The sequence below is a fragment of the Pseudomonas grandcourensis genome (genome assembly GCF_039909015.1).
Classification (GTDB): Bacteria; Pseudomonadota; Gammaproteobacteria; order Pseudomonadales; family Pseudomonadaceae; genus Aquipseudomonas; species Aquipseudomonas grandcourensis.
In genome coordinates this window covers 468983-481028 of the sequence record NZ_CP150919.1, presented here as the reverse complement: position 1 = coordinate 481028, position 12046 = coordinate 468983, and the positions used below count along the sequence as shown (strand labels likewise).

Sequence of the window (12046 nt, the reverse complement as noted above, 5' to 3'; positions counted from 1 at the left end):
AGGGGGACTTACAACTTGTTCCACGCCATGTGCCAGTGAGCACCGACAACCGGTTCATAACCGTTGGCTGAGGGGCTGTACTGCTTGCAGTAACCCGACTCGGGGAACGGCTTGCACTCAAAGACTTCGTTGGTCTTTGGATGCAGCACCTTGGTGCCGGCTTTGTAGTCGCTGAGGCCTTCTGGGAACACGAAGTCGTATTCGATGCCGGCACCCTCACCGGTCAACTGGGTGGTCTGGGTGTCCTGACGGGTCGTGCGGCCATCCAGGGTGGTGCCGACCAGGGTCAAGGTGTGCGCGCCCGGGTTGCTGCGAACATCCATGGACAGCGAGGTGGAACCGCTGGCCACTTGTGCCGAGGTGGTGCCTACCGGTTTGTTGTTCTGGTCGAGCAAAGTGGCTTCGACGTTCATTGCACGGTTCGCGATCATGCTGAAGTCGACCTTCGCCCGGCCTTTATCCAGGACGTATTCGGCTTGCTGCGAGGCCACCGCCATGCGCGCGGCGGTGTCTTCCTTCATGTCCAGTTGCACTTCGTAGCGGACTACCCCGCTGTCTTTTTGTGCGTAGAGGCTGTTGGCGCCTTTGACCGGCTCAACATTGCCGCTCTCGTCGCGGATACCGGCACGAACGAGGGTGTGGGTCTGGTTGATTTTTTCGGCCAACTTGAACGACCAGTTTTGCGGCGTGCCGTCTTCAGCGTTATCAATGCTGATTTCGACACTGTAGTCCGGGCTCTCGCCATTGGCGGTGAACGCGCGGGCCTTGACCTTGTCGCCCACCAGCAGCGCCGTCGAAGGCGCAATGCTGCCTACGGAGGACCAGCCGCCAGGCAGCTCAGGCTCCGCCAGGATGTTCAGATCCGTGGCGTTGTAGAACGCGGCATCGGTATCGCCCACGGTCCAGATGGCCAGGACGACGTGATGGCCAGACTTGTCCGCCGGAATGTTGCAGTTGTGCTTGTCGCTGGACTCCGGACGCTTATTGCCACCGTCGATGGTGCAGAACGGCGTGCTTTCGAAGGTGGCGCGCTTGAGCGACTCATTCGGGTTCCAGCCGTTGCGGGTGATGAAATACTCGTGCTTGGTGGCCGGGTGAACCGCTGTGTAATGCCACTTGAAATCGATGTTGCGGTCCTTGATTTCAGTCAGGTGCCAACGGGTGGCGGACTGTGCGTCCATGGCAGAGAACAGCGAGTGACCACCGCTGGCGATCTTGCCATCGACCGGCCCCTGCTGGGCAGCACCGCCGACGCCCGCCGGAAAGCCTTTGAAGGTTTCACCGACGCTCTGCGGCTCGTACTGGGCGCCACCGCAGTTGGTGTTCAAGCCTTTCTGGCAAGCCAACGCGCGCGAAGGCGGCACTTCCAGATAGCCGTGGGCGGAAACGGTTTGAGAGGCCAGCATTGCCGATAACAGGATCATCGATGAAGTGCAGGCCGTTAAAGCACTTCTTTTATCAAATGTAATTTTCATGATGTATTCCAGACTGCTTATCGAAAACAGGGCGCCTTGTGGGCGCCCCTGTTCGCTTCGTGACTGTTCGGCGATACGCCGGACAAGAGCCTGGAACCTTACGGGGATGAAAGAAAATTCTATGTAGGAGTAATCACCACGCGAGGCAGGAACAGTCTCTTCACTCCTCGGTCCGACAAAGAAAGAAAACATTCTTACAGCTAGTAATGCTTTATCGATTGAGCTTTTAAACGGCACAAAAAAACCTGTCCGGCACTAGGCGGGACAGGCTTTTTTTAAAACGGGCAATCGCTATTCGTGATACTGCGCCGACAGTTCATGTACCGCGCGCAGGAAGGCGCCAGCATGTTCCGGATCGACTTCCGGCGTGATGCCATGACCGAGGTTGAACACGTGGCCGCTGCCTTTGCCGTAGCTGGCCAGGATGCGCCCGACTTCAGCGCGAATCGCTTCCGGCTTGGCGTAGAGCACGGTCGGGTCCATGTTGCCTTGCAGCGCGACCTTGTCGCCAACACGGGTACGGGCGTTGCCGATGTCGCACGTCCAGTCCAGGCCCAGTGCGTCGGCACCGGCATCGGCGATGCTTTCCAGCCACAGGCCACCGTTCTTGGTGAACAGGATCACCGGCACCTTGCGGCCTTCATGCTCGCGGATCAAACCGCTGACGATTTTCTTCATGTAGGCCAGGGAGAACTCCTGGTACGCCGCCGCCGACAGGTTGCCGCCCCAAGTGTCGAAGATCTGCACCGCTTGTGCACCGGCCATGATCTGGCCGTTGAGGTAGCTGGTGACCGATTGCGCGAGTTTATCCAGCAGCAGGTGCATGGCTTGCGGGTTGTCGTAGAGCATGGCCTTGGTCTTGCGGAAGTCTTTCGACGAGCCGCCTTCGACCATATAGGTCGCCAGGGTCCACGGGCTGCCGGAGAAGCCGATCAATGGCACTCGACCGTTCAGTTCGCGGCGGATGGTGCTGACGGCGTCCATCACATAGCCGAGGTCTTTCTGCGGATCAGGGATCGGCAAGGCTTCGATGTCGGCCAGGGTGCTGACGACTTTCTTGAAGCGCGGACCTTCGCCGGTTTCGAAGTACAGGCCCTGGCCCATGGCATCGGGGATGGTCAGGATGTCGGAGAAGAGGATCGCCGCGTCCAGTTGTGGATAGCGGTCGAGCGGCTGCATCGTGACTTCGCAAGCGAACGCCGGGTTCATGCACAGGCTCATGAAATCGCCGGCCTTGGCACGGCTGGCGCGGTATTCAGGCAGGTACCGACCGGCCTGACGCATCATCCACACAGGGGTGACGTCTACGGGTTGCTTGAGCAGGGCGCGCAGGAAACGGTCGTTCTTCAGGGCAGTCATGTCGGCATCCGGAAAAAAAGTGAGGGCATTTTCTCAGAGCCGGGCGCAAAAGGCACGGCAAGAGCGGAGGCTTTTGTCTTTCGGGTCAATTTGTCGCAATGAAATACAGAGTTTAGCAACACCGCGAAACAACTGTGGGAGCGGGCTTGCTCGCGAATGCGGTGTGTCAGGCAACAAAACTGTCGACTGATACTCCCTCTTCGCGAGCAAGCCCGCTCCCACATTTTTACTGCATTCGGCTCAGGATCAGGGTTTAGACCCCCAGATAATCCAGTATCCCTTCCGCCGCATTACGGCCTTCGAAGATCGCCGTCACCACCAGGTCGGAACCGCGCACCATGTCGCCACCGGCGAAGATTTTCGGGTTGCTGGTCTGGTGCTTGTACTGACCTTGTTCCGGCGCCACAACACGGCCCTGGCTGTCGGTCTGGATCTCGAATTGCTCGAACCACGGCGCCGGGCTCGGTCGGAAACCGAAAGCGATGACCACGGCGTCGGCCGGGATGATCTCTTCGGAGCCCGGGATCGGCTCGGGGCTACGACGGCCACGGGCGTCCGGTTCGCCTAGACGGGTCTCGACCACCTTCACGCCTTCGACCTTGTCTTCACCGACAATGGCGATCGGCTGGCGGTTATAGAGGAATTTCACGCCTTCTTCCTTGGCGTTCTTCACCTCTTTGCGCGAGCCCGGCATGTTTGCTTCGTCACGACGATAGGCGCAGGTCACCGACTTGGCGCCCTGGCGGATCGACGTACGGTTGCAGTCCATCGCCGTGTCGCCGCCGCCGAGTACCACGACCTTCTTGCCTTTCATGTCGACGAAATCTTCCGGCGACTTTTCAAAGCCCAGGTTGCGGTTGACGTTGGCGATCAGGAAGTCCAGCGCGTCGTACACGCCCGGCAGATCTTCCCCGGCAAAGCCGCCTTTCATGTAGGTGTAGGTGCCCATGCCCATGAATACCGCATCGTATTCTTCGAGCAGTTGCTCCATGGTCACGTCCTTGCCCACCTCGGTGTTGAGGCGGAACTCGATGCCCATGCCAGTGAAGACTTCGCGACGATTGCTCAGCACGGTCTTTTCCAGCTTGAACTCGGGGATGCCGAAGGTCAGCAGACCGCCGATTTCCGGGTTCTTGTCGAACACCACCGGGGTCACGCCACCGCGCACCAGCACGTCGGCACAGCCCAGGCCCGCAGGCCCGGCACCGATGATCGCGACACGCTTGCCGGTCGGCTTGACCTTGGACATGTCCGGGCGCCAGCCCATGGCGAACGCGGTGTCGGTGATGTACTTCTCCACCGAACCGATGGTCACCGCGCCGAAACCGTCGTTGAGGGTGCAGGCACCCTCGCACAGACGGTCTTGCGGGCACACCCGGCCGCAGACTTCCGGCAGAGTGTTGGTCTGGTGCGACAGCTCGGCGGCCTGGAGGATGTTGCCCTCGGCCACCAGCTTCAGCCAGTTGGGAATGAAGTTGTGCACCGGGCACTTCCATTCGCAATACGGGTTACCACAACCCAGGCAGCGGTGGGCCTGGTCGGCCGACTGCTGGGGTTTGAAGGGTTCGTAGATTTCCACGAACTCTTTCTTGCGTTGACGCAACAGTTTCTTCTTCGGATCCTTGCGCCCGACCTCGATGAACTGGAAGTCATTATTCAGACGTTCAGCCATTTTAAAACCTCATCAAACTCTTCAGGCGCATATCACTGCGGGTTGGCACGGGTGCTGGAAAGCAACGACTTCAGGTTGGCAGCCTTGGGCTTGACCAGCCAGAAACGGCGCACGTAATCATCGAGGTTCTCGGCGAGTTCACGACCCCACTCGCTGTCGGTTTCCTCGACGTACTCGTTCAGCACGCGTTGCAGGTGGCTACGGTAGGCTTCCATCGCCTCGCCGCTGATCCGCTGGATTTCCACCAGTTCGTGGTTGACCCGGTCAACGAAGGTGTTGTCCTGGTCGAGCACGTAGGCGAAACCGCCGGTCATGCCAGAGCCAAAGTTGTAACCGGTCTTGCCCAATACGCAGACGAAACCACCGGTCATGTACTCGCAGCAGTGATCGCCAGTGCCTTCCACGACGGTGTGGGCACCGGAGTTACGCACGGCGAAACGCTCGCCCGCGGTGCCGGCGGCGAACAGCTTGCCGCCAGTGGCGCCGTACAGGCAGGTGTTGCCGATGATGGCACTGTCCTGGGTGCGGTAGACGCTGCCCTTCGGTGGCACGATGACCAGCTTGCCGCCGGTCATGCCTTTGCCGACGTAGTCGTTGGCGTCGCCTTCCAGGTACATGTGCAGACCACCGGCGTTCCACACGCCGAAGCTCTGACCGGCAGTGCCCTTGAAGCGGAACGTGACCGGCGCGTTGGCCATGCCCTGGTTACCGTGCTTGCGCGCGATTTCGCCGGAGATCCGTGCGCCGATGGAACGGTCGCAGTTGCAGATATCCAGGGTGAATTCAGCGCCGCTCAAGTCGTTGATCGCCGAGGTGGCCATGTCGACCATTTTCTCGGCCAGCAGGCCCTTGTCGAACGGCGGGTTGCGCTCAACGCCACAGAACTGCGGCTTGTCCGCCGGCACGTGGTCGCTGCCCAGCAACGGGGTCAGGTCCAGGTGATGCTGCTTGGCGGTCTGGCCTTCGAGGATTTCCAGCAGATCGGTACGGCCGATCAGCTCTTCGAGGGAGCGCACACCCAGCTTGGCCAGCCACTCACGAGTTTCTTCGGCGACGTAGGTGAAGAAATTCACCACCATGTCGACGGTACCGATGTAGTGATCCTTGCGCAGCTTCTCGTTCTGGGTCGCGACGCCAGTGGCGCAGTTGTTCAGGTGGCAGATGCGCAGGTATTTGCAGCCCAGTGCGATCATTGGCGCGGTGCCGAAGCCGAAGCTTTCAGCGCCGAGGATGGCCGCCTTGATCACGTCGAGGCCGGTTTTCAGGCCGCCGTCGGTTTGTACCCGCACTTTGCCGCGCAGATCGTTGCCGCGCAGGGTCTGGTGGGTTTCGGCCAGGCCTAGCTCCCACGGAGCACCCGCATATTTGATCGAGGTCAGCGGCGATGCACCGGTGCCGCCGTCGTAGCCGGAGATGGTGATCAAGTCCGCGTAGGCCTTGGCCACACCGGCGGCGATGGTGCCGACGCCCGCTTCTGCTACCAGCTTCACCGAGACCAGCGCCTTCGGGTTGACTTGTTTCAGATCGAAAATCAGCTGCGACAAGTCTTCGATGGAATAGATGTCGTGGTGCGGCGGAGGCGAAATCAGGGTCACGCCTGGCACTGCGTAACGCAGTTTGGCGATCAGGCCGTTGACCTTGCCGCCTGGCAGTTGACCACCTTCGCCGGGCTTGGCGCCCTGGGCGACCTTGATCTGCAGCACTTCAGCGTTGACCAGGTATTCCGGGGTTACACCGAAACGGCCGGTTGCCACTTGCTTGATTTTCGAGCTCTTGATGGTGCCGTAGCGCGCCGGGTCTTCGCCGCCTTCACCGGAGTTGGAACGCGCACCGAGGCGGTTCATGGCTTCGGCCAGGGCTTCGTGAGCTTCCGGCGACAGTGCGCCCAAGGAGATACCGGCGGAGTCGAAGCGCTTGAGCACCGATTCCAGCGGTTCGATCTCGCTGATGTCCAGCGGCGTGTCCAGGGTTTTGACTTTCAGCAGGTCGCGGATCATCGACACCGGGCGGTTATCCACCAGCGACGTGTATTCCTTGAACTTGCTGTAGTCGCCCTGCTGCACAGCGGCTTGCAGAGTGTTGACCACGTCCGGGTTGTACGCGTGATATTCGCCACCGTGGACGAACTTCAGCAGGCCGCCTTGCTGGATCGGCTTGCGCGGGCTCCAGGCTTCGGTGGCCAGGGCTTTCTGCTCGGCTTCGATGTCGACGAAACGTGCACCCTTGATGCGGCTCGGCACGCCACGGAAGCTCAGGTTGCAGACTTCCTCGGACAGACCGATGGCTTCGAACAACTGCGCACCACGGTACGAAGTGATGGTCGAGATGCCCATCTTCGACAGGATCTTGAGCAGGCCTTTGGTGATGCCTTTACGGTAGTTCTTGAACACCTCGTAGAGGTCGCCCAGTACTTCACCGGTACGGATCAGGTCACCCAGCACTTCGTAGGCCAGGAACGGATAGACGGCAGAGGCGCCGAAACCGATCAACACGGCGAAGTGATGCGGATCGCGAGCGGTCGCGGTTTCCACCAGAATGTTGGAGTCGCAACGCAGGCCTTTTTCGGTCAGGCGGTGGTGCACCGCGCCGGTAGCGAGCGAAGCGTGGATCGGCAACTTGCCCGGGGCAATGTGACGGTCACTCAGCACGACCTGGGTACGACCGGCGCGCACGGCTTCTTCAGCCTGATCGGCGACGTTGCGGATCGCCGCTTCGAGGCCGACGCTTTCGTCGTAGTTCAGATCGATGATCGCGCGCTCGAAGCCCGGACGATCGAGGTTCATCAGCGAACGCCACTTGGCCGGGGAAATGACCGGCGAGCTGAGGATCACACGCGAAGCGTGTTCCGGTGATTCCTGGAAGATGTTGCGCTCGGCTCCGAGGCAGATCTCCAGCGACATGACGATGGCTTCACGCAGCGGGTCGATCGGCGGGTTGGTGACCTGCGCGAACTGCTGGCGGAAATAGTCGTACGGTGTGCGCACGCGCTGGGACAGCACGGCCATCGGCGTATCGTCGCCCATCGAGCCCACGGCTTCGTAGCCCTGTTCGCCCAGCGGACGCAGCACTTGGTCGCGCTCTTCGAACGTGACCTGATACATCTTCATGTATTGCTTGAGCTGGTCGACGTCATAGAATGCCGAACCGTGGTCGTTGTCTTCCATGGTCGCCTGGATGCGCAGGGCATTCTTGCGCAGCCATTGCTTGTACGGATGACGGGACTTCAGGCGGTTGTCGATCGCATCGGTGTCGAGGATCTGACCGGTTTCGGTGTCCACGGCAAAGATCTGGCCCGGGCCCACACGGCCCTTGGCGATCACGTCTTCAGGCTGGTAGTTCCAGACACCGATTTCCGAGGCCAGGGTGATGAAACCGTTCTTGGTGGTGACCCAACGCGCTGGGCGCAGACCGTTACGGTCGAGCAGGCACACCGCGTAGCGACCGTCGGTCATAACCACGCCGGCCGGGCCGTCCCACGGTTCCATGTGCATCGAGTTATATTCGTAGAACGCACGCAGATCCGGGTCCATGGTCTCGACGTTCTGCCACGCAGGCGGAATGATCATCCGCACGCCACGGAACAGGTCGATGCCACCGGTGACCATCAGCTCCAGCATGTTGTCCATGCTCGATGAGTCGGAACCCACGCGGTTGACCAGCGGGCCGAGCTCTTCCAGGTCCATCAGATCGTTGGTGAACTTGGTGCGACGGGCCACGGCCCAGTTGCGGTTGCCGGTGATGGTGTTGATCTCGCCGTTGTGCGCCAGGAAGCGGAACGGTTGAGCCAGCGGCCATTTCGGCAGGGTGTTGGTGGAGAAGCGCTGGTGGAACACGCAAATCGACGTTTGCAGGCGCTCATCGCTCAGGTCTGGATAGAAGGCGGTCAAATCCGCCGGCATCATCAGGCCTTTATAAATGATGGTCTTGTGCGAAAAACTGCAGACGTAGTGGTCGGCATCGGCGGCGTTGGCCACGGACGAGCGACGACGGGAGGTGAACAGCTTGACGGCCATGTCCTGATCGCTCAGGCCTTCACCGCCGATGTACACCTGCTCGATCTGCGGCAGGCGCTCAAGGGCCAGACGGCCGAGGACGCTGGTGTCGATCGGCACTTTGCGCCAGCCGACGAGAGTCAGGCCCGCTGCCAGGATTTCGCGGTTCATGTTCTCGCGAGCGGCTTCGGCTTTCACCGGGTCCTGGTTGAAGAAGACCATACCCACAGCATATTGCTTGGGCAGTGCGACGCCGAAGGTTTCCTGGGCGATGGCACGCAGGAACACGTCCGGCTTTTGAATCAGCAGACCGCAACCGTCACCGGTCTTGCCGTCGGCATTAATCCCACCGCGGTGGGTCATGCAGGTCAGGGCCTCAATGGCCGTTTGCAAAAGGGTATGACTGGGCTCGCCCTGCATATGGGCTATCAGGCCGAAACCGCAGTTATCCTTGAATTCATCTGGTTGGTACAGACCTGCTTTCATAGACACTTTCTCACCAGGCTGCCTCTTATCGAGGCAAATTTCTTTTCAATTCAACCACTTGCCATCCACGCCGAACGTTCGTCGGCTTTGCGGGAGCAAAAGGGAGGTCATTGTACACACCGACACAGAGGCTCACAAATTTGACGACGAAATGTCGCAAATCTATGTCGCATTTGTGAAAGGTTTAAAGCGATATGCTGTGCTAGTCAAAACTTTTTTTAATTCTGACCGCAACGACTCAAAGACTACTGTGACGCAGACACCACAAGGCACGCAGCCCGGAAGGCGGCGCGCACTTGTAGAAATTTTGAGGTGCTTGGAGAGGCGGCCTGGGTAAGGCCGCCGAATCTTCAGCGAGTTGTTGCCAGTTCCTGTTGGACGCTGGCGACAGTGCGAGGCCAAGGTTTACCAGCCTGAACCTTCGCTGGCAAGGCCTTGATGGCGGAAACGGCTGCATCACGATTGGCGAAGTTGCCGTAGGTGATCACGTAAAGCGGCTTGCCATTGAGGACTTTCTTGAAATAACGGTACTCGCCGCCCTGCTCCTTGACGAAGCTTTGCGCGCTCGCCTCAGAACTGGTGCCGAGGATTTGTACCACGTAGTTGCCCGGTGCCTGACCGGCGTACCAGGTGCCACCAGCAGCCTTGGCCGCCGGAGCCGGTTTCTCGGCTGGCTTGGCCGCTGCAGCAACGGCTGGCTTGGCTGGCGCTGGAGCAGGCTTGGCTACAGGAGCAGGCACTGGCTTGGCGGTGGCGACCTGAGTCGGCGCAGGCGTCGGCTTGGCCGCTGGTGTCGGCGCAGGGCCGGCAGGAACGCCCACAGGTGGTGCGGTAGTGGTAACGGTCGGTGGCGTAGCGCTGGAACCTTCTACCGGAACGCCGTCATCGCCTTCGGTGATGCCGCCTGCGGCTTCAGCCAGCGGGGCGCGCATGACCGGTTGTGAGTTACCGACCAACGGCAATGGCATCGGCTGCGTGTTACCGGCGAATTCGACGGCCGGAGCACCGCCATTCGCGGTTGGCTGGCCCTGGCCAAGCGGTAGTTGCGCCTGCTCATTGGCCGGTGCACCGGTGGTCGGCGCCTTGTTGCGACCCGGAATCAACCAGGCGGCAGCTACCGCGACCACGACCACGGCGGAAATCGCCAATACGTGTTTCTTCGGCATATTGAACCCCATTTTTGGACGCTTGACCGCTGAGCGGCTGGCGATCATGGCTTCGATCATTGCATCGCGGGCGACCTGATTGATGCTGCCAGGCCAACCTTCCGAGCTTTCGTGAATATCAGAGATCTGATCCGCGGTGAAAAGTTCGATACCGCGACCTGCGCCTTCGAGCCGCTGCTCCAGATATTCGCGGGTTTCTTCTTCGGTGTAGGGCTGCAATTCGATGACGTGGAAGCGCTCTTCCTCGAGATGCAAAGCCTCAAGCTGACCGATCAGCGAGGTCTCGCCGAACAGGAACACATGCGGGCGGCCTTCAGGCGCCCCGGCGGCCAGGACCATCAGCGCCTCAAGGGCGGACTCGTCGAGTTGTTCGGCGTCATCGACCAGCAGATAGACTTCCTGGCCGGTCAGTGCTAGTTGCACCACCTGGGCCAGAATGGCGTCAGCATCAGCATGGGCAACGTTCAGCGCCTGGGCCACTTGTTGCAGCACCCCGGCCGCATCGCCGGCACCGCGGGCAGAAACCACCACGCTTTGTACCGATTGCTTGTTGGTGCTGGCGACCAGGGCCTGACGCAACAGGGTCTTGCCACTGCCCTCGGGACCGGTGACCACCAGCAGCAACTGGCTGTAGCGGGCCAGGTGATGCAGTTGTCCCAGCACGGGTTTGCGCTGGGCCGGGAAAAATTTGAAGCCAGGCACCCGTGGAGCAAAAGGGTCATGACTCAACTGGTAATGGCCGAGGAAAGCCTCGTCGGCATGCAAACTAGTCATCGTGTTCTTATTAACCTTTAAGCTGAGCCAGGGCGCGGTAGTCTGCCCCCAGCGTGGCCTGTAGAACCTCTTTCGGATAATCGTCGGTCACCACCGCTTCGCCCATGTGGCGCAGCAGCACCAGGCGCAAACGACCGTCGATCACTTTTTTATCAATGGACATGTGTTCGAGGAAATCGGCTTCTGTCATCTCTTGCGGCGGAATGACCGGCAGCCCCGCACGCTGGAACAGACGAATGCCGCGATCACGCTCCTGCTCGCTGATCCAGCCGAGTCGCGCGGACATTTCCAGCGCCATTACGGTGCCAGCAGCCACGGCCTCACCATGAAGCCATACACCATAGCCCATGTGGGTTTCGATGGCGTGGCCAAACGTGTGACCCAGGTTCAGGGTGGCACGAACGCCCGTCTCTTTCTCATCGGCACCGACCACCGCCGCCTTGGCCGCGCAGGAGCGCTCGATGGCATAGGTCAGGGCTTGCTGGTCCAGACTGCGCAGGCGGTCGACGTTGTCTTCGAGCCAGGTCAGGAACGGCTCATCACAGATCAGCCCGTACTTGATAACTTCGGCCAGCCCGGCGGACAGCTCGCGCGCCGGCAGGGTATTGAGGCTGGCGGTATCGATCAGCACCACGTTCGGCTGATAGAAGGCGCCGACCATGTTCTTGCCCAGCGGATGGTTGATCCCGGTCTTGCCACCCACCGAGGAGTCGACCTGGGACAGCAGCGTGGTCGGAACCTGGATGAAATCGACGCCACGCTGGTAGCAGGCGGCGGCAAAGCCGGCCATGTCACCGATCACACCGCCACCGAGGGCGATCACCGTGGTGCGGCGGTCATGCCGGGCGGTCAGCAGGCCGTCGAAAATCAGTTGCAGGGTTTCCCAGGTCTTGAAGGCTTCGCCGTCGGGCAGTATCACGGAAATCACCGAGAACTGCGCCAGGCTGCGGGTCAGACGCTCGAGATAGAGCGGCGCAACAGTCTCGTTGGAGATGATCGCTACTTGCCGTCCGCGAATGTGCGGGGCCAGCAACTCAGGCTGATCCAACAAACCTTCGCCAATATGAATCGGGTAGCTGCGCTCGCCTAGATCGACCTTGAGTGTCTGCATGTGTCCCCACA

At 60.5% G+C, this 12046-nt stretch carries 6 protein-coding genes; all 6 read right to left on the bottom strand.

Annotation, left to right across the window (positions count from 1 at the left end; translation table 11 throughout):
* Positions 1–8: 8 nt before the first annotated feature.
* Positions 9–1475: an N-acetylglucosamine-binding protein GbpA gene (gene gbpA / locus AABM52_RS02055; RefSeq protein WP_347910164.1), complete on the bottom strand. Its 1467-nt coding sequence runs from the start codon at positions 1473–1475 to the stop codon at positions 9–11.
* A 291-nt stretch (positions 1476–1766) separates the two neighbouring features.
* Positions 1767–2834: a uroporphyrinogen decarboxylase gene (hemE, locus tag AABM52_RS02050; RefSeq protein ID WP_347910163.1), complete on the bottom strand. Its 1068-nt coding sequence runs from the start codon at positions 2832–2834 to the stop codon at positions 1767–1769.
* Positions 2835–3087: 253 nt separating this feature from the next.
* The gene (locus tag AABM52_RS02045) at positions 3088–4506 is read right to left on the bottom strand and encodes an FAD-dependent oxidoreductase (RefSeq protein WP_007975602.1); all 1419 of its coding nucleotides are present in this window, start codon (positions 4504–4506) and stop codon (positions 3088–3090) included.
* A gap of 32 nt (positions 4507–4538) precedes the next feature.
* Positions 4539–8984: a glutamate synthase large subunit gene (gltB, locus tag AABM52_RS02040; RefSeq protein WP_347910161.1), complete on the bottom strand. Its 4446-nt coding sequence runs from the start codon at positions 8982–8984 to the stop codon at positions 4539–4541.
* 350 nt (positions 8985–9334) lie between these two features.
* Complete coding sequence (locus AABM52_RS02035) at positions 9335–10924, bottom strand: AAA family ATPase (RefSeq protein ID WP_347910160.1); 1590 nt, start codon at positions 10922–10924, stop codon at positions 9335–9337.
* 10 nt (positions 10925–10934) lie between these two features.
* Positions 10935–12035, bottom strand: coding sequence for a 3-dehydroquinate synthase (aroB, locus tag AABM52_RS02030; RefSeq protein WP_347910159.1), 1101 nt, complete (start codon positions 12033–12035; stop codon positions 10935–10937).
* Positions 12036–12046: the final 11 nt, after the last annotated feature.